This window comes from Microbacterium sp. NPDC057407, assembly GCF_042803895.1.
Classification (GTDB): domain Bacteria; phylum Actinomycetota; class Actinomycetes; order Actinomycetales; family Microbacteriaceae; genus Microbacterium.
Genome location: NZ_JBHVCA010000003.1, coordinates 590,844 through 609,523, shown reverse-complemented (window position 1 = coordinate 609,523; position 18,680 = coordinate 590,844). Strand labels below are relative to the sequence as shown.

Here is an 18,680-nt window from a genome sequence, read left to right as displayed (position 1 = left end):
CCGGGTCGTACGCTGTGAACGTGAGCGTCACCCGCGGCGACACCCGGATCGCGGCTCCCCTGACCTGGGCGGCCGGCGTGGGCGCGGTCGCGCTCGGTGCGGGCCTCGGCGAGCTCCTCGGAGCGGTCGTCGCACCGGCATCCGGACCCTTCGCCACCGTCGGCGGCGCGCTCATCGATCTCGCCCCGGCCTGGGCGAAGGACACCGCCATCGCGCTGTTCGGCACCGCCGACAAGATCGCGCTCCTCACGGGCATGGCGATCGTGGTGACCGTGCTCGCGGCCCTCGCGGGCTGGGTCGAGTCGCGCCGCCCGCCGTGGGGCCGCGTCATCGTGGTCGCCTTCGGCGCGGTCGGCGCGATCACCGCGATCACCCGCGCCGACGCCGGCCCGCTCGCATGGCTCCCGTCGATCATCGCGGGCGTGGTCGGTGCGGTCGTCCTGTGGTGGCTGCTCCGGATGCTGCTCCCGGCGCCCGCGGGCACGGACGCTGCGCGGGGCGGCCCACCGGGCGAGACACCGGGCGCCGCTCCCAGCCGGCGCACCTTCCTCGTGTGGACGGGGGCGGCCGCCGCGACGGGCGTGCTCGCGGCGATCGCCGGGAGCGCGATCCGGGCGGGCAACGCCGCGGTGACGGCGCTCCGCACGGTCGTGCTCCCCCGCCCGGCGGCGACGGCGCCGCCCGTCCCATCGACGGCTGAGCTCGGCATCCCGGGACTCGCCCGTGTCATCACGCCCAACGAGCGGTTCTACCGTATCGACACCGCCCTCATCGTCCCCTCGATCGACCCCGCCACCTGGACTCTCCGCATCCACGGGATGGTCGAGCAGGAGGTGACGCTCACGTGGGACGACGTGCTCGCCCTTCCGCTCGAAGAGAGCTACACGACCCTCGCCTGCGTGTCGAACGAGGTCGGCGGGAACCTGATCGGCAACGCGCTGTGGCTCGGCTACCCGGTCCGGGAGCTGCTGGCCCGCGCCCGGCCCACGGCGGAGGCCGACATGGTCCTCTCGCGCTCGATCGACGGATTCACCGCCTCCACGCCGCTCGAGGTGCTCACCGACGATCGGGCGGCGATCCTCGCCGTCGGCATGAACGGCGAGCCGCTTCCGCAGGAGCACGGCTTCCCTGCCCGGCTCGTCGTGCCCGGACTGTACGGCTACGTGTCGGCGACGAAGTGGGTCACCGAGCTCGAGGTCACCCGGTTCGACCGCGCCCGCGCATACTGGACCGACCGCGGCTGGTCCGAGCGCGGACCGATCAAGCTGCAGTCCCGCATCGACGTGCCCCGGCGCGGGCAGGGGCTCAAGGCCGGCGACACCGTGATCGCCGGGGTCGCATGGCACCAGCACGTCGGCGTGAGCGGTGTCGAGGTGCAGATCGACGAGGGCGAGTGGGTGCCGGCGGAGCTGGCGACGGCGATCTCGGACGACACCTGGGTGCAGTGGAGCCTGCCGTGGACGGCGACCGTCGGCGACCACCTCATCCGCTGCCGGGCCACGAGCGCGGACGGCGAGGTGCAGACCTCCGAGCGCGCCCGTCCCGCGCCCGACGGCGCGACCGGGTGGCACGAGCGATTCCTCACCGTCTTCGAGTGAACGGCGATTGCGCAATCTGGCCTGTAGCATGCGGGGAAACCTTTACCTGAGACGGAGGCCCGGTGGCGGATTCGCTCGACAGCTTCGTGGAGCGCCTGCTCGCGCTGGCCACGGTCGACGGCGACACGGGGGCGCGACGACTGCCGCCCGAGCGCGAACTGTGCGAGGCCCTCGGCATGAGCCGGGGCGCGCTGCGGGAGCAGCTCGCCGTGATCGAGCGTCTCGGATTCCTGCATCGGACGCAGGGCCGCGGCACCTACCTCGACACCCCGTCGTACGGCTTCGTGCGCACGTACTTCACCATCGCGCGTTCGCTGGGCTACATCGCCGACTCGGACGTCACCGAGGCGAGGGTGATGGTCGAGGAAGCCGTCGCCGAGGCCGCCGCCCGCAGCGCCACCGAGGAGGAGATCGGCGGTCTGCGGGAGGCGCTCGACCGCATGTACGCCGGCGAGCGCGACGGGGACGCGGCCCGCATCCACGAGGCCGACGCCGACTTCCACCGGCGCCTGCTCGACATCGTCGACAACCCGGTGCTGAAGTTCCTGCAGGAGGGGCTGCGCCGCGCTCTGGCCGACGACATGCGCGCCCGTCGGGAGTCGGCCGCACGGGAACGGGCCGGCATCGCGTTCGATCGTTCCCACGAAGACATCGTCGAGGCGATCGTCGCCGGCGATCCCGAAGCCGCGCGCTACGCGATGCGCCGGCACTTCGGCATCGCCGACGACCAGCCCGAGCGCCGGACCGTCAACGGCTGACCCTCAGTCGGCGAGCACGACCCGCAGCTGCTCGATCGCCCAGTCCAGCTCGGTCGCACGGACGACGAGGGGCGGGGCGATGCGGATGGTGTGGCCGTGCGTGTCTTTCACGAGCACACCGCGCGCGATCAGCCGCTCGGCGACCTCACGGCCCGTACCGACGGCCGGGTCGATGTCGACGCCGGCCCACAGCCCCGCGACCCGGACGCCGGTGACGCCGTGCCCGACGAGCGCCGTCAGCCGCGCCTCGAGGTGCTCGCCCAGCGCCTTGGCGCGGTTCTGGAACTCGCCGCTCGCGAGCATCTCGACCACCCGCAGCCCGACCGCCGACGCGAGCGGGTTCCCGCCGAACGTCGACCCGTGCTCGCCCGGGCGGATCACGCCGAGGACGTCGGCGTCGGCGACGACCGCCGAGAGGGGCAGGATGCCTCCGCCGAGCGCCTTGCCGAGCAGGTAGACGTCGGGCACGACACCCTCGCGGTCGCACGCGAACGTCTCGCCGACCCGGCCGAGGCCCGACTGGATCTCGTCGGCGATGAAGAGGACGTCGTGCGCCGTGCAGATGTCGCGGACCGCCCGCAGGTATCCCTCGGGCGGGATCACGACGCCGGCTTCGCCCTGGATGGGCTCGATCAGCACCGCCGCCGTCTCGGGCGTGATCGCGGCCTCGATCGCCGCGGCGTCGCCGAAGGGGACGTGCACGAACCCGGGCGCGAACGGGCCGAACCCGTCGCGCGACTGCGGGTCGTCGCTGAAGCCGACGATGGTGGTGGTGCGGCCGTGGAAGTTGCCGTGCGCGACGACGACGGTCGCGGCATCCGGAGCGATCCCCTTCACGCGGTAGCCCCACGCCCGCGCCACCTTGATGCCCGTCTCGACTGCTTCGGCGCCGGTGTTCATCGGCAGCACGAGGTCTTTCTTGCACAGCTCGGCGAGCGCCTCGGCGAACGGGCCCAGCCGGTCGTTGTGGTAAGCGCGGCTGGTGAGGGTCAGGCGGTTCAGCTGCTCGTGCGCGGCGGCGAGGAGAGCCGGATGCCCGTGGCCGAAGTTCAGCGCCGAGTAGGCCGAGAGCAGGTCGAGGTAGCGCCGGCCCTCGACATCCGTGACCCAGGCTCCTTCGCCGCGCGAGATCACCACCGGAAGCGGGTGGTAGTTGTGGGCGACGTGGTCGTGCTCGTCGGCGATGATGCGGGCCATCGCGGTGTCGACGTCGGGCGAGGTGGCGGACATGCGGGAGGCTCCTGTCAGCGGCGCAGCTCGAGGGTGCAGCACTTGATGCCGCCGCCGCCGAGCAGCAGCTCGGACAGGTCGACGAGCACCGGGTTGTAGCCGCGCTCGCGAAGCTGGGCCTCGAAACCCTTCGCGCGCGGGGAGATGATCACGTTGTAGCCGTCGCTCGCCGAGTTCAGGCCGAACACGGCGCCGTCCTCGTCGGCGACGAGGATCGCGTCGGGGTAGCGCTCCTCGAGGATGCGGCGGCTCTCGTCGTCGAACGCGCCCGGCAGGTAGGCGATGTTCGCCTTGTCGACGCCGCCGGGGCCCTCGACCGGGTCGAGCACCGAGATGGCGGTGTCGAGGTGGTAGAACCGCGGGTCGACCAGGTTGAGGCTGATGACCTCGCGGCCGAACACCTCGCCGAGCTCGCGGTGGCTGTCGCCGGTCGAGCGGAAGCCGGTGCCGGCGAGGATGGTGTCGCCGACGAGCAGGAAGTCGCCCTCGCCCTCGTTGACTTCGACGGGCTCGGCGACGGTGAAGCCGTTCGCCCGGAACCAGTCCATGAAGGCCGGTCCCTCGGGCACGCGCTCCTGGAACCGGAACTTCGCGCCGTACGCGACACCGTCGATGAGGAAGCCGCCGTTGGCGGTGTAGACCATGTCGGGCAGGCCCTCGATCGGGTCGATCAGGTGCACGTCGTGGCCGAGCGCGATGTAGGTGTCGTACAGCGTCTGCCACTGCGCGACCGCCTTGGCCGTGTCGGTGGGGTTCGCCGGCTCCATCCAGGGGTTGATGGTGTAGCTGACCGTGAAGTGCTCGGGGCGGCACATCAGGTAGCTGCGGTGCTGCTGGATGCGGGTGGCGGATGCCTCGACCTCGGTGGCGGGCGCGGTGTTCTGCGTGGACATTCTGCTCCTCGACAAGGGGCGGCGGACGCTGTCCTGAGGCCCGGCGGAGCTGCGAGAAGCCGGCAACCGGGCACGCCGCCACCCATTGTCTCACGAAGCCCCCGGAACCCGACTCGCGTCAGGCCGCCGCGACGACGACCTTCCCCACGGCATGGCCGTCGTCGACGTACGCCAGGGCGTCCCCGGCCTCGGCGAACGGGACGATTCGGTCGATCAGCGGACGCAGCGCGCCCTGGGCGGCGAGCCCCAGCAGCCGCTCCAGCACGTCCGGCTTCGCGACGGCGGCGAGGGGACGCAGCGGGCGCTTCGAGCCGAGGGAGCGAACGGATGCCGCGGCGATCCGCCCGATCGGACCGAGAACCCGTCCGCCCTCGCCTGAGACGAGCACGACCGATCCACCGTCGCGCACCATCCCCTGCAGGGTGCGCAGCGGCGCCGTGCCCGCGATGTCGATGACGACATCGAACCCGCCCCCGAGCTCGGCGGAGCCCGGGGCGACGGCTCGGTAGTCGAACGTGCGCTCTGCCCCGAGGCCCTCGACGGTGCCGCGCGAACGCTCGCCGCAGAGCGCCCACACCGTCGCGCCCCGCAGGGCTGCGAGCTGCACCGTGAACGAGCCGACGCCGCCCGACGCCCCGATGACGAGAACCCGCTGACCCGCGGCGACCCGCCCCTTCTCGAGCGCCTGCCACGCCGTGCCGCCGGCGATGGGCAGCGATGCGGCGACCACCGGATCGAGAGCCGCCGGCCGCCGCACGAGCCGCTTCGCCGGAGCGACCGCATAGGTCGCCAGACCGCCGCCCCCGGGCAGCTCGCACACGACCTCGTCGCCCACCGCGAACCCCGAGACGGCGTCGCCGAGCGCCACCACGGTGGCCGCGGCATCCATCCCCCGCACCGGCTGTCTCGGCCGACGCCACCCGAACGCGGTGCGCACGACGAGCGGCTCGCCGCGCATCACCCGGGTGTCGCCGTTGTTGAGTCCGGTGGCGCGGAGGCGCACCAGCACGTCGCCGCGGCGCGGGGCGGGGATGTCGATGCGGGCGAGCCCCACGACGTCGGGCCCCCCGTACCGGGACTGGCTCCAGGCCGGCATCGTGTCGGTGCCCAGCGCGGGCGTGGCGGCGGGGCCGCCGGGAAGTTCGGACATGTCAGGCCTCCGGGTAGTGGAAGACGTCGTCGAGTCCCACGCGGAAGACGCGCGAGATCTGGAACGCCAGTTCGAGCGTCGGCGAGTACCGCCCCTGCTCGATGGCGATGAGGGTCTGGCGGGTGACGCCGACCTGCCGGGCGAGGTCGGCCTGGGTGAGACCGGCCTGTTCGCGCAGCGCGCGGATGGAGTTGGTGACGCGCGTGGGCTTGACCATCACACGAGCCCGCGGCGGTAGGCGATGACGCTCGCGACGCCGCCGACGATCGACGACAGCGCGAAGCCGTAGAACATGGTGTTCGCGATCCAGAACCAGTCGGCCTCGAGCGCGCACAGCACGATGACGGCGAGTCCCGCGAGGACGAGGAACGCCTGCCCCACGCGGTTGTTCAGGTGGCTGATGTCGCGGTCGCGCTGGTCGGACTTGCCGATGCCGTCGGGGTCGCGTCGGGCGGCGATGAGTCCCCACGCGATGCTGACGAGGATCGAGACGACGATGCCGGCGCCGATGATCCAGAGCATGAGCGGCACCCAGTCGATCTCGTCCACGGGTCCGCTCGACGCCTGCTGCAGCACGATGACGGTGTACACGGTCATCGCGATGACGCTGATGACGAGCCCGACCCACGCGTTCCGCTCTTCGTAGGCCATGACCGCCGCCCTCCGTCGATGTCTAAAATCTTTGACATCCCGAGGCTAGCGTCGGGGTCGGAACCGTGTCAAGGATTCTTTACATCGCCCGGCTTCAGATCACGGACTCCGACCACCGGTCGGGGTTGCCGAACCGGTGCGCGGTGATCGTGATCGACTGCTCCCGCAGGAACGGCAGCAGCTCGAGCCGACCGGCGGTGGTCACCTCGTTGTCGTACACCGCGAGGTCGGGATCACCGGCGACGGCCTCGGCCAGCGCCCGGTGCAGCGCGCCCACCGATCCGCGCGGGCCGATGAGTCGCACCCGCGACGGACGGGGAGCGGATGCCTCGTCCGCCGCCGCGGCGACGATGTCCGGCGTGGGCGCAGCCATGCGCTGCAGCCATTGGTCGTCGGACTCGACGAAGACCGTCACCCCCTGGTCGCCGAGGGCCCGGCGCACCCCGGCCGGCAGCCCGACGGGTGCGCTGAGGGTGAGGCTCGTGCCGGCGCGGACTCCCGCGATCACGACGCGCAGCACCGCCTGCCACGCGGCGTCGCCGGTCGCCCGCAGCGCCACGGACTCGACGGGCCGGTACCGGAAGAGGTTGCGCTCGACCCCGAGGGCCGACACGTCCTTGACCTGGCCGAACTCGCGGTCCCAGGCGATCGCGTCGGACAGCGCCCCACGGCGCAGCCACTCGAACGCCTCGTAGTCGAGCGACGGCTGCGCCGCCTCGATCACCGACGTGATGCGCGAGTCGAGTCCGCGCAGGTGCAGGGTCGCCGAGGCGGGCGCACCCGAGGTCGCCCGCCACGAGCCGAGCCCGATGAGGTAGTTCGGCCCGCCGGCCTTCGTACCCGGTCCGACCGAGGAGCGCTTCCACCCGCCGAACGGCTGGCGCTGCACGATCGCGCCGGTGATGCCGCGGTTGACGTAGAGGTTGCCGGCCTCGACCCGGTCGAGCCACAGGGCGAGGTCGTCGGGGTTCTGGGTGTAGAGGCCCGCGGTCAGGCCGTAGGCGACGGCGTTCTGCAGCTCGATCGCCTGCGCCAGCGACGAGGCGTGCATGACGCCGAGCACCGGCCCGAAGAACTCCTCCTGGTGGAAGCGCGAACCCGGGCGCACCCCGGCGCGGATGCCGGGCGACCACATGCGACCCGCGAACTCGGGGCCGGCGTCGACCGGCTTCGGCTCGACGAGCCACTTCTCGCCCGCGTCGAGGGTGGTGAGCGCCCACTCGAGCTTGCCCCGCGGCGGCTCGACCACGGGTCCGACCTCCGAGAGCGGGTCGGTCGGCGGGCCCACCCGCAGCGACGTGGCGGCGTCGACCAGCTGCCGCGCGAACCGCTTGGAATGCCCGACGGGACCCACGAGGATCGCCAGCGACGCCGCCGAGCACTTCTGGCCGGCGTGCCCGAAGGCGCTCTTGATGAGATCGGATGCCGCGAGGTCGAGGTCCGCCGACGGCATGACGATCATCGCGTTCTTGCCGCTCGTCTCAGCGAGCAGCGGCAGATCGGGACGCCACGACCGGAAGAGCGCGGCCGTCTCGAACGAGCCGGTGAGGATGACGCGGTCCACGGCCGGATGCGAGATCAGCGCCCGCCCGAGGCCGCCCTCGTCGATGTCGACCAGCGCCAGCACGTCGCGCGGCACACCGGCCTCCCACAGCGCCTCGGCGACGACTGCGGCGCACCGCCGCGCCTGCGGGGCCGGCTTGAAGACCACGCCGGATCCGGCGGCGAGCGCCGCCAGCACACCGCTGGCGGGGATCGCCACGGGGAAGTTCCACGGCGGCGTGACGACGGTGAGCCGTGCCGGCTCGAAGACCGCCCCGCTCACCCGGTCGAGCTCGCGCGCGGTCGCGGCGTAGTAGTTGGCGAAGTCGACGGCCTCGCTGACCTCGACGTCGGCCTCGGCGAAGACCTTGCCCGTCTCGGAGGCGGCGACCTCGATCAGCTCGCCGCGGCGGGCCTCGAGGGCGCGCGCGGCCGCAGCGAGCACGTCGGCCCGCTCGGCCGCGGGCAGCGAGCCCCAGCGGGCCGCGCCATCCGTCACCGTCGTCACGACGGTTTCGAGCGCCTCGGCGTCGTCGATGCGGGCCGCGGCGATCGTGTCGTCGCCGGCACGGGAGTCGGCGATGCGGTCGAGGATGCGGCGGGCCCAGGCGCGGTTGGCGGGCAGCGCCGGGTCGGTGTCGGGGGCGTTGCGGAACCCGGGAGCTCCGGATGCCGGGCCCGACGTCTGCCGGGCGGCGAACACGGCCGTCTCGACGAAGGACGCGCCGGCGAAGAGCTGCTCCTCGGCCGACGGTGCGATCGGGGTGGTGTCGGCCGGGTCGGCGGCGGCGGACCGGGCGATGCCGAGCACCGCCTGCGTGAGCCCGGGCGTCTCGTCAGCCTGGCCGGGCTCGCGGGAGCGCGTGAGCCCCTCGCCGCCGGGTTCGGCGTCGCGGTTCTGCGTGCGGTGCGGTCCCGACGCGAGCGCCGGGTCGGCCGCGCGGTCGAGCGACGCCAGGAAGCGGTCGCGCTCGCGGGCGAACATCGCCGGGTCGTCGGCCAGCTCGAATGCCGCGGAGAGGAAGTTGTCGCTGGACGCGTTCTCTTCGAGCCGGCGCACGAGGTAGCTGATCGCGACGTCGAACTCGTCGGGTCGCACGACGGGCACGTAGAGCAGCACGTGCCCGACCTCGCGGGCCACCGCCTGCACCTGGCCCTGGGCCATGCCGAGGAGCATCTCGAACTCGATGTGCTCGCGCACCCCGGTCTCGCCGGCGAGCAGCCAGGCGTACGCGATGTCGAAGAGGTTGTGGCCGGCCACGCCCACCCGGACGACCGCGGCGTTCTCGGGGCGCAGGGCGAAATCGAGGCACCGCACGTAGTTGGCGTCCGAGTCGACTTTGGCGTCGTACGTGGCGAGCGACCACCCGTGCATGACCGCGTCGACCCGCTCCATGGCGAGGTTCGCGCCCTTCACGAGCCGCACCTTGATGCGGGCGCCGCCCGACCCGACGCGTCCGCGCGCCCAATCGGTCAGCTGCTCCAGCGCGGGGAGGGCGTCGGGCAGGTACGCCTGGAGGACGATGCCCGCCTCGAGGTCGCGCAGCCGCGGGTCTTCGAGAATGCGCGTGAACACCGCGATCGTCAGGTGGAGGTCGCGGTACTCCTCCATGTCGAGGTTGATGAAGGTGCCGTCAGAAGCCGCGGTGACGTACAGCGGCAGCAGCCGCTCGACGACCTTGTCGACGACCTCGTCGAACGCCCACATCGAGATGTGGCTCGCGATCGCCGACACCTTGACCGACACGTAGTCCACGTCGGGGCGGCGGATCAGCTCGTGGATGCCGTCGAGGCGGCGCAGCGCCTCCTGCTCGCCCAGCACGGCCTCGCCGAGCAGGTTGAGGTTGAGGCGCGCGCCCGTCTCGCGGATCGCGGCGATCGCCGGGCCCAGCTTGTCGGGGCGGGCGTCGACCACGAGGTGCCCGACCATCTCGCGCAGCACGCGGCGCGCGATGGGCACGACGGGCGACGGCAGCACCGGGGCGACCGTGCCGCCGAGGCGCACCGCGCCCCGCAGGTACCAGGGCAGGAACTCCGGCGCCAGCGGGGCGACGCGACGGAGATTGGATGCCGCGGCCGTCAGGCTCTCGGGCCGCATCACCCCGTCGACGAAGCCGATCGTGAACGGAAGTCCGTTGGGGTCTTTCAGCACGCCGGCCAGTCGCTCGGCGGCGGGGTCCACGTCGACCTGTGCGCTCTCGGTGGTCCACCGCTGCGCGAGCACCACGGCACGCGCTGCGAGGTCGTCGCCGGATGCCGTGAGGTCGGTGTCTCCCCGGTAAGGGTCGGTCACCATGCGACAAGCCTAAGGGGGAGCGATCCGGTCCGGTCGGCCCCATTCCGTGTCAGGCTGTATCCATGCGCGGCCCTCACCAGACGGGCATGAGAATCATCGCGGGCACGGGCGCTTTGGCGCTCGGGCTGGGACTCGTCGCGGTCTCGGCGCCGGCCCTCGCGGCACCCGGTGATCCGATCGGCCCGTTCAACCCCGTGATCGATCCCCTCGGACAGCTCGTCGACGGTCACGCTGCCAACAGCAACTTCCTCGTCTTCGTGGAGGGCGACGCCCAGCTCAACGCCGACGAGGCGGAGGGGACGGTCGCCGTCGGCGGCGACCTCGCCTTCAACTCGTCGTACAACATCTTCAGCTCGCGCGACACGTTCACGGTGCCGGGCGATGCGCGGCCGGTGTTCCTGTACGTCGGCGGCGGCATCCAGTGGCCGGCCAACGGGTCGGTGCTGAAGATCCTGCAGGACGGCTACGCGAAAGTCGGCGACACGTCGACGTACGTCGCCTTCAACACCGACCAGAACAACGCGGTGCGCGACTTCCGCATCGTGCCTCCGGGCGGGAACTACGAGACGACGCCGCGCATCGAGGGCACCGAGCCGCAGACGCCGGCGTCGATCGCGAGCCTCGTTCCGGACGGGCTCATCGACATCCCGGCCGCTTTCGAGCTGTATCAGCAGACGGCGACGGTTCTCGGCACGTGTGCGCCCACTCTCCAGCTGCAGTCGCGCGACAACCCCTTCCCACCACTGGAGTCGCCCGTACCGCCGGGCGCCGCGGGACGGGTCGAGATCGTCGCCGGTCAGACCAACGTGCTGAACATCACCGCTCAGGACCTGGCGAACCTCTCGGAGATCACCTTCGCCGGCGCGCCGCTCACGGCGACCTCGCCGCTCGTGGTCAACATCACCGGCGACTACAACGGCACCTTCCCCAACAGCGCGGGGATCGGCGGAGCCCAGGCGCCCTTCATCCTGTGGAACTTCGTCGACGCGGCCTCCGTGGTCGTGACCGGTGGCGACACGATGGAGGGCACGCTGTACGCTCCGCGGGCGACCGTGAACTGGCAGGTGACCCAGAACATCGAGGGCAACGTCATCGCGCGCGAGTTCATCCACGGGGTTCCGGTGATCACTCCGGTCGGCGCTCCGCGCGAGGTGCACGACTTCCCTTTCTCCGCCGAAGTGAGCTGTGTCGAGGACGGGATCCCGACGCCGACGCCCACCCCGACCATCTCGCCGACGCCCACCCCGACCGTCTCGCCGACTCCCCTGCCGACCTTCACGCCGACGCCGACGCCGACGCTCTCGCCGCAGCCGACCCCGACCACGACGCCCAACCCCACGCTGGGCCCGGAGTCCCCGACGAACCCCCCGGTCGGACCGGACGGCCCGACCGGCCCGGCCCTCCCCGCGACCGGCGGCGGGGTCGTGGGCTGGGTGCCCTATGCGGGCGGGCTCGCCCTCACGCTCGGAGGCATCCTCCTGCTGGGCGACGCCCTCCTCCGGCGCCGCCGCACCTGATCGCGGACTCAGACCCGATCGGTCCCCGACCGGTCCTGCGTGCGGTCCTCGGTACGCTCCACGACCCGCTCCTGCGGGTCCTGCGCCGACTCGCGGTATGAGCGCCGGTCGTCGCTCGCCGAGACCGGGGCCGAGGCATCCGTTCCCGATCGCTGCGTCCCCGAGGCATCCGTCCGCTCGTCGGTGACGTACGGGTCGACCTCGTCCGCCTTGCGGAGGCGCTCGGCCTGCTCGGCGCGGTGCTTCTCGGCGTCGGCGGCGTGCTCGTCGACGGCCGCGGCCCGCTTCTCGGCGTCGATCGACGCCTGCGCCGCACGCGCCTTCGCCTGCTCCGCCGCGGCGGCGGCCGACACCGAATCGGCTCGGGCCTGGGCGACCTGCGCCTCGCGCTCCCGCGCGGCCATCTCGGCCTCGCGCGCCTCGGCGCGCAGCTTCTCGGCCCGCTCGTGCTGGGCGGCGGCCCTCTTCTCCCTGCGGCCGCGCGCCGTGAGCAGCAGCACCACGACGACGATGACGGCGACCACGAGCACGCCCACGATGATCCAGATGAGAGTTGTGGTGTCCACGACCCTGTCCCTCCCGCGCCGGCGAGGGTGCCGACGCTCCCGTAACCCAGGCAACCCGGCCGGCCGGCTACCGGCAAACGCCTTGCGCGCCCGCCGGGGGTGCGCTAGCCCGAGGTCAGTTCCAGACGCTCGGCGCCTCTGCACGGGTGGGCGGGAGAGCGGATGCCGCGGCCCAGTCGTGCACCCACGGCTCCACCTCGGGGATCCCGTCGGGGTACCCGACGGCACCGAACAGCTCCTCGTGCGAGAGCGTCCCGCCGCTGCGCTTCATCATGCGGGCGCGCACGATCACCCGCGCGTACACCTCGCCGTCGACGACCGCTCGATGCTCGAGGTAGACCGCCTTGTCGTCGTGGCCGACCATGCGCGACTCGATGTCGAACCGCTGCCACAGCTGGAGCGACTTGCGGAAGGTCACCGTCTCACTGGAGACGACCGCGTACCAGCCCTTCGCCTTCATGACGTCCCACAGGCCGGTCCGCACGAGCAGGTCCCACCGCCCGAGGTCGAACAGCGACAGGTAGCGGCCGTTGTTCATGTGCAGCAGCAGGTCGATGTCGGTGGGGAGCGTGGTCAGGCGGATGCGGCTGATCGCGGTCGGTCCGAGCCGGCCCTCGCGGCGCGTCCGTCGCCGCGCGCTCAGCATCACGAGAATGGTGCGCCAGATCACGTTCACGACGAGCGATGGTAGCGATCCTCGACCGTGATCGACATTCCGTTGTAAATTCCCGACAGGCCCGTGGCGCGGCATCCGGACCCTTGCCGGCCCGCACGTCAAGCGGTGTCCGCTCGATTTCGCGTCGCGGGACGCCGAGCGTAGAGTCTGGCCATGGAAGCGGAACTCCAGACCGACATCGTCGTCCGTCCGGTGCGCGACGTCGACGCAGAAGCCCTCGGGCGGGTGCACGCCACCTGCTGGCACGAGACCTACGACCACCTCATCAGCAAGGCGGCGCTCGAAGCCGTCTCACCCCGCCGCATGGCGGAGCTGTGGACCCACTGGGCCGTCCAGGGTCCCGAGTTCAAGATGTACGCCGCCCTCGTGAAGGGCGAGATCGTGGGCTTCGCGGGGTCGGGTCCGGCCCGCGATCGCGATGCGCCGCGCTTCCGCGAGCTGTACTTCATCTACCTGCTCGACGCGTACCACGGCACCGGCATCGGCCAGAAGCTATTCGACGCGGTGATCGGCGCCGACGAGCAGGTGTACCTGTGGGTCGCCGAAGACAACCCCCGCGCGCACCGGTTCTACACGCGCAACGGGTTCACCCTCGACGGCGCCACGCACACCGAGCCGTTCCTGGGCGAGACCCTCACCGAGGTGCGGTTCGTCCGCTGACGGCCGTCGCGGTTCGTCCGCCGGCGCTCCGGTGAGCGATGCTGGGAGGGTGTCTTCGACGTCCGCTCCCCTGACCGTGTGGCCGCTCGCGGGGATCCCCGAGATCACGCCCGGCACCGACCTCGTGTCCGTGATCGCGGATGCCGCGGCCGGCGGCCTCGCCGACGGAGACATCCTGGTCGTGACGTCGAAGATCGTGTCGAAGGCCGAGGGACGCATCGTCGCCGCCGACGACCGCGAGGACGCGATCACCGCCGAGACGGTGCGGGTCGTGGCGACGCGGCCGACGCCGGGCGGTCACGTGACCCGCATCGTGCAGAACCGGCTGGGCATGGTGTCGGCGGCGGCGGGGGTCGACGCGTCGAACACGCCGGAGGGCACGATCCTGCTGCTGCCGGAGGATCCGGATGCCTCGGCCCGCGCCATCGCCGCCGGCCTGCGGGAACGGCTCGGCGTCGAGGTGGGCGTCCTCGTGTCGGACACGCTGGGCCGGGCCTGGCGCGAGGGGCAGACCGACCACGCGATCGGCGCCGGTGGCGTGCACGTCTTCGAGGACCTGCGAGGAGGCACCGACGCGGAGGGCCGCGCGCTCGTCGTCACGATGCCGTGCGTGGCCGACGAGCTCGCCGCCGCCGCCGACCTCGTGAAGGGCAAGGCCGCCCGCCTGCCGGTCGCGGTCGTGCGCGGACGCGGCGACCTCGTCGGGTCGCTCGATCTTCCCGGTGCGCGGTCCATCGTCAGGCCGCTCGAGCGCGACATGTTCCGGCTCGGGACCGATGAGGCCTACGCCGAGGGCTTCGCGGCGGGCGCGGCATCCGGGTCGGGCTCGGTCAGCGGCCGCTGACCTTCCCAAACAGTCTCGCGATGGGGGCGAGGACGAGCGGGCGCGCAGCGACCCAGGCCGCCGCGATGACCAGCATCGAGACGGCGAAGATCCAGAACCCGACCCAGTTCACCTCGTCCGTCGCCGCGTACATGTGGTTCAGGTTGCGCAGCGCCCCGGTCGCGAACACGAGGACGACGTGGATGAAGATGAACAGGACGAAGTAGATCATCACGGGGAAGTGCACGGCCCGAGCCCACTCCACCGGATAGGCCTTGTTCAGCGCCGTCGCGTTCTTCGGCCACACGCCGCTCATGCGCACCCCGGTGACGATGGCGAGCGGCGCGGCGAGGAACACGGTCGCGAAGTACGCGAGCTGCTGCAGCGAGTTGTAGTTGACCCACCCGTTCTCGGTCGGCCAGTCGAGCGACACGTACTGCAGCGCCGCCGACACCGCGTTGGGGAACACCTCCCACGAGGTCGGCACGATCCGCATCCACTGACCGGTGACGAACAGCAGGATCACGAAGATCACGCCGTTGACGATCCACAGGATGTCGAGCGACTGGTGGAACCACAGGTTCAGGCTGATCTTGCGCTTCGCGTCGCGGCGCGGGGACCAGAACGCGGTGGGCCGCTTCTCGGTGCGCACCTGCAGGCCCGAACGGATGATGAGCACCATCAGGAACACGTTGAAGAAGTGCTGCCACCCGAGCCAGGCGGGGAATCCGACCGGGGCGCCCTCGGGCAGGTGGTACTCGCCGGGATAGGCGGCGAGGAAGTCCATTCCCCACCCCGTGCTCAGCAGCCACCGCACCGCGAAGACGGCCAGCGCGGCGGCGTACAGCAGGCCCGCGCCGCCGACGATGACCGCGCCCGCCCACTGCAGGCGGGTGAACGGCCCGATGCGGGTCGGCTCGGGACGGGGTTCCGGCCGCGACCGAGCCGCCGCTCCCGGCCACACGGTCGGCGTGAACGGAAGGGGCGCGCGGGGTCCGTCCGCCGCGACGACGACGGCCCGCGGCGCATCCGGTGACGCAGCGGTTGCAGCGACGCCGGGCGAAGCCGAGGACACGGCGACGGTTTCGTCGGCTGCGCGCGTCGAGTGAGCTGCGGGCGCAGCATCCGCCGTCTGACGCTCCGTCACCTGCGCCGCTTCGCGAGAAGCACGCCCCTCGGCGGCCACGGCGACGGATGCCTCGGCCACGTCACTGACCACGGCACCCCCCGCCGAAAGCGCCCCGCGCGCGGCGTGGGCGACGGGAGCCGTCCCCGCGGCTGGCCACGGTTCGCCGCCGGCGACGCGGGGCAGGCCTCGCCGCAGCGGCCGCGCACCTGCCGCGGCGGCGTCGGTCGAAGCAGTGCCGGTCGAGGCAGCACCCATCGGGGTGGCAACGGGCGCAGGATCGGGCGTCTCGTGCGGTGGCACCTGCGCCTCGTCGCGAGAACCCAGCGCCTCGCCAGCAGCGGGGGCGACGGATGCCTCGGATGCCGGCGCCTCGAAAACCGCCGCCGCGGCAGCCGCGGCGGGGGGCCACGGCTCGCCCCCGGGCACACGGGGCAAGCCGCGACGCAGCGTCCGAGCACCCGGACCCCCGGCACCCACGGGCGTTGCGGAGATGGCGGCGGGCGCGGGATGCGGCTGCGCTGCACCTTCCTGCAACTGCGGCGTCTGCTTCTGCAGCGAATGCCGCGAATCGGCGCTCTCGTCGCCGAGAACCGCCACGTCCGCCGGAACCGCAGGAACCGCCGCAGCAGCCTCGGGCGCGTCGGCGGCGGGCGGCCAGGGCTCGCCGCCGGGACGCCGGGGCAGCCCGCGGCGAAGGGTCGCTCCAAAGGTCGCCACGCGCCCTACGCCTTCTTCGCCTCGAGGGCCGCGATCAGCTGCGGCACCACGGTGAACAGGTCGCCGACGACGCCGTAGTCCGCGATCTCGAAGATCGGGGCATCCGCGTCCTTGTTGATCGCCACGATGGTCTTCGCGGTCTGCATGCCCGCCTTGTGCTGGATCGCGCCCGAGATGCCGAGGGCGACGTACAGCTGCGGCGACACCGACACGCCCGTCTGCCCGACCTGGTACGACTGCGGCACGTATCCGGCGTCGACGGCCGCGCGGGAGGCGCCCACGGCCGCGCCCAGCACATCGGCGAGCTGGTCGACCAGCGCGAACCCGTCGCCCGATCCGAGCCCCCGGCCGCCCGAGACGACCTTCGCCGCACCGCGCAGCTCGGGACGCGACGACGAGACCACCGCCTCTTCGACCGACGCGACCGCCGCAGCCTTGCGGCCCGACGGGGTGACCGACAGCTTCTCGACCGGCGCCGACGCGACCGCCTCGGCGCGGGCGTCGATCGCACCCTGGCGGATCGTGATGACCGGCGCGCCCCAGGTCACGGCGGAGTCGACCGAGTACGCGCCTCCGAAGACCGAGTGCTGCGCGACGACCCCTTCGGCGTCGCGCGAGAGTCCCACCGCGTCGTACGCGAGCCCCGACCGCGTCCGCACCGCGAACCGCGCCGCCGCCTCGCGGCCCTCGATCGAGTGCGACGCCACCACGGCGTCGGGCCGCACCACGTCGGCCGCGGCCACGAGCGCGTCGACCACGGGAACCACGAGTCCCTCACCGGGAGACGCGACGATGACGGATGCCGCGCCCAGCGCCGCCGCGTCGGCTGCCAGCTTCTCATCCCCGACGATGAGCGCCACCGGTGTGCCGACCTGGGCGGCCGCGCCGAGGAGGCCCGCCGCGGACTTGGCGAGGGCGCCGGAGGGCGTCACGTCGAGCAGGACGAGGATCGAGTCGTCGGCATACGTCATGTCGGGCATCCTTCAGGCGAGGCGGTTCTGGATGAGGAACTCGGCGAGCTTCTCGCCGGCGTCGCCCTCGTCGACGATCTTGACCCCGGCCTGGCGCGGCGGCTTCTCGCTCAGGGCGAGGACGATCGACCGCGAGCTCTCGACCGTGTGCGGGTCGATGCCGAGGTCGGCGAGCGACACCGTCTCGAAGGGCTTCTTCTTGGCGGCCATGATGCCCTTGAAGTTCGGGAACCGGGCGTCGGGCAGCGCCTCGGTGATCGACACGACCGCGGGCAGCTCGGCAGACACCTGCGCGGTCGCGCCGTCCGAGGCGCGAACACCGGTGACCGAGCCTTCCGCGATCTCGATCGAGCTGAGGTACGTGGCGGCGGGGACGTCGAGCAGCTCGGCGACCATCGCGGGGAGCACGCCGCCCGATCCGTCGGTCGACTGGTTCCCGGCGATCACGAGGTCGAAGCCGGTGCGCCGCAGCGCGGCGGCGATGACCTCGGCGGTCAGTCCGATGTCGGCGCCGAGCAGCTCTTCGTCGACCACCTGCACGGCCGACGCCGCCCCCATGGCCAGGCCCTTGCGGATGGTGGTCACGGCCGACTCGGGCGCCATCGACAGGACGACGACCTCGGTTCCGGGGGTGTTGTCGGCGTACGAGAGGGCGACCTCGAGAGCGCGTTCGCCGATCTCGTCGAGAACCGACTCACTGGCGGCGCGGTCGGCGAGGCCCGTCTCGAGACTGAGCTTGCGATCCCCGTACGTATCCGGGACTTCCTTGACCAGGACGACGATCTTCATTGCCATCTCCTCACGATGCGCACGAGTCTAGGGCGCGCCCGTTCGCGCGCCGAATCGACGGTGGAACGCCCACAACGGCGGCCGCGGCGACCTTCCGGGTTGTCCACAGACCCGCCAAACGGCGCACCCGAACGGGGGCGCGGCGATACGGTGGACGCAGGAGGTTCCCTGTGTCTGCGCCCCGTCGACTGCCCGTCGATCCCATCGCCGAGGCCAAGCGCCAGTGGGTGGCGCACGGCTGGGAGCCCGCCGCCGCGGGCATGACCGCCGTCACGTCGATCATCCGCGCGCAGCAGCTCCTGTTCGCGCGCATCGACGCGACTCTCAAGCCCTTCGGCCTGTCGTTCGCGCGGTACGAGATGCTGCGGCTCCTCGCCTTCACGCGCACGGGACGGATGCCGATGGCCAGCGCGATCGCGCGACTGCAGGTGCATCCGACCAGCGTCACCAACACGGTCGACCGGCTGGCGCGCGACGGGCTGGTGTCGCGCGAGCCGCACCCGATCGACGGCCGCGCGGCGATGCTCGTGATCACCCCGGCGGGCGTCCACCTGGTCGAAGACGCGACGGCCGCGCTGAACGAGCAGGTCTTCGAGCAGGTGGGGTTGAGCGACGACGACACCGCCGAACTCGTGCGCATCATCGCCCGGTTCCGCAAGGACGCGGGCGATTTCACCGATCCGCGACCCCAGCCCGACCCCCTCTGACCCCCAC

At 72.2% G+C, this 18,680-nt stretch carries 17 protein-coding genes; 6 read left to right on the top strand and 11 right to left on the bottom strand.

The window, feature by feature from the left end; all coding sequences use genetic code 11:
• The first annotated feature begins 20 nt into the window (after window positions 1-20).
• Window positions 21-1,598, top strand: a complete 1,578-nt coding sequence (locus ACFUTX_RS11660) for a molybdopterin-dependent oxidoreductase (RefSeq protein ID WP_378864465.1) — start codon at window positions 21-23, stop codon at window positions 1,596-1,598.
• Between the two features lie 62 nt (window positions 1,599-1,660).
• On the top strand, window positions 1,661-2,356 hold the full coding sequence (locus ACFUTX_RS11655) for a FadR/GntR family transcriptional regulator (RefSeq protein ID WP_378864462.1): 696 nt from the start codon (window positions 1,661-1,663) through the stop codon (window positions 2,354-2,356).
• Window positions 2,357-2,359: 3 nt separating this feature from the next.
• On the opposite strand, the gene rocD is transcribed toward ACFUTX_RS11655, so the two are convergent.
• The 6 genes from rocD to ACFUTX_RS11625 all read right to left on the bottom strand — a co-directional run bounded on the left by rocD (window position 2,360) and on the right by ACFUTX_RS11625 (window position 10,118).
• Complete coding sequence (gene rocD / locus ACFUTX_RS11650; protein ID WP_378864459.1) at window positions 2,360-3,586, bottom strand: ornithine--oxo-acid transaminase; 1,227 nt, start codon at window positions 3,584-3,586, stop codon at window positions 2,360-2,362.
• Window positions 3,587-3,600: 14 nt separating this feature from the next.
• Window positions 3,601-4,479: a dimethylargininase gene (gene ddaH / locus ACFUTX_RS11645; protein ID WP_378864456.1), complete on the bottom strand. Its 879-nt coding sequence runs from the start codon at window positions 4,477-4,479 to the stop codon at window positions 3,601-3,603.
• 118 nt (window positions 4,480-4,597) lie between these two features.
• Window positions 4,598-5,629 carry an NAD(P)-dependent alcohol dehydrogenase gene (locus ACFUTX_RS11640; protein WP_378864453.1) on the bottom strand — a complete coding sequence of 344 codons (1,032 nt, stop codon included), beginning with the start codon at window positions 5,627-5,629 and terminating at the stop codon, window positions 4,598-4,600.
• Between the two features lies 1 nt (window position 5,630).
• A complete protein-coding gene (locus ACFUTX_RS11635; RefSeq protein ID WP_378864450.1) occupies window positions 5,631-5,846 on the bottom strand; it encodes a helix-turn-helix transcriptional regulator in 216 nt (71 codons plus the stop codon).
• Window positions 5,846-6,280 (bottom strand): hypothetical protein, encoded by a 435-nt coding sequence (locus ACFUTX_RS11630; protein ID WP_378864447.1) that lies wholly within the window; start codon window positions 6,278-6,280, stop codon window positions 5,846-5,848. The genes ACFUTX_RS11635 and ACFUTX_RS11630 overlap by 1 nt, the downstream gene beginning before the upstream one ends.
• Window positions 6,281-6,374: 94 nt before the next feature.
• Window positions 6,375-10,118 carry a proline dehydrogenase family protein gene (locus ACFUTX_RS11625; RefSeq protein WP_378864445.1) on the bottom strand — a complete coding sequence of 1,248 codons (3,744 nt, stop codon included), beginning with the start codon at window positions 10,116-10,118 and terminating at the stop codon, window positions 6,375-6,377.
• An 86-nt stretch (window positions 10,119-10,204) separates the two neighbouring features.
• On the opposite strand from ACFUTX_RS11625, the gene ACFUTX_RS11620 reads away from it, so the two are divergent.
• Window positions 10,205-11,635: a collagen-binding domain-containing protein gene (locus ACFUTX_RS11620; RefSeq protein WP_378864442.1), complete on the top strand. Its 1,431-nt coding sequence runs from the start codon at window positions 10,205-10,207 to the stop codon at window positions 11,633-11,635.
• A gap of 8 nt (window positions 11,636-11,643) precedes the next feature.
• Here the strand turns inward: ACFUTX_RS11620 and ACFUTX_RS11615 are convergent, their stop codons facing one another.
• The gene (locus ACFUTX_RS11615; protein WP_378864439.1) at window positions 11,644-12,201 is read right to left on the bottom strand and encodes a hypothetical protein; all 558 of its coding nucleotides are present in this window, start codon (window positions 12,199-12,201) and stop codon (window positions 11,644-11,646) included.
• Between the two features lie 115 nt (window positions 12,202-12,316).
• Entirely contained in the window at window positions 12,317-12,877 is a 561-nt protein-coding gene (locus ACFUTX_RS11610; RefSeq protein ID WP_378864436.1) for a thioesterase family protein, read from the bottom strand.
• A gap of 153 nt (window positions 12,878-13,030) precedes the next feature.
• Between ACFUTX_RS11610 and ACFUTX_RS11605 the strand changes: the two genes are divergently transcribed.
• Window positions 13,031-13,537, top strand: coding sequence for a GNAT family N-acetyltransferase (locus tag ACFUTX_RS11605; protein WP_378864433.1), 507 nt, complete (start codon window positions 13,031-13,033; stop codon window positions 13,535-13,537).
• A gap of 49 nt (window positions 13,538-13,586) precedes the next feature.
• Window positions 13,587-14,381: a coenzyme F420-0:L-glutamate ligase gene (locus tag ACFUTX_RS11600; RefSeq protein ID WP_378864430.1), complete on the top strand. Its 795-nt coding sequence runs from the start codon at window positions 13,587-13,589 to the stop codon at window positions 14,379-14,381.
• On the opposite strand, the gene ACFUTX_RS11595 is transcribed toward ACFUTX_RS11600, so the two are convergent.
• Genes ACFUTX_RS11595 through ACFUTX_RS11585 form a run of 3 tightly spaced genes read right to left on the bottom strand, consistent with a single transcriptional unit; the run spans window position 14,368 to window position 17,966 of the window.
• Window positions 14,368-16,206 (bottom strand): cytochrome b/b6 domain-containing protein, encoded by a 1,839-nt coding sequence (locus ACFUTX_RS11595; RefSeq protein WP_378864427.1) that lies wholly within the window; start codon window positions 16,204-16,206, stop codon window positions 14,368-14,370. The two genes, ACFUTX_RS11600 and ACFUTX_RS11595, sit on opposite strands and share 14 nt — an antisense overlap.
• 5 nt (window positions 16,207-16,211) lie before the next feature.
• On the bottom strand, window positions 16,212-17,177 hold the full coding sequence (locus tag ACFUTX_RS11590) for an electron transfer flavoprotein subunit alpha/FixB family protein (protein ID WP_378864425.1): 966 nt from the start codon (window positions 17,175-17,177) through the stop codon (window positions 16,212-16,214).
• Window positions 17,178-17,189: 12 nt separating this feature from the next.
• Window positions 17,190-17,966, bottom strand: a complete 777-nt coding sequence (locus ACFUTX_RS11585) for an electron transfer flavoprotein subunit beta/FixA family protein (RefSeq protein WP_378864422.1) — start codon at window positions 17,964-17,966, stop codon at window positions 17,190-17,192.
• A 170-nt stretch (window positions 17,967-18,136) separates the two neighbouring features.
• Here ACFUTX_RS11585 and ACFUTX_RS11580 point away from each other — a divergent pair, with 170 nt between their 5' ends.
• Window positions 18,137-18,673 carry a MarR family winged helix-turn-helix transcriptional regulator gene (locus tag ACFUTX_RS11580; RefSeq protein ID WP_378864419.1) on the top strand — a complete coding sequence of 179 codons (537 nt, stop codon included), beginning with the start codon at window positions 18,137-18,139 and terminating at the stop codon, window positions 18,671-18,673.
• The last annotated feature ends 7 nt before the right edge of the window (window positions 18,674-18,680 follow it).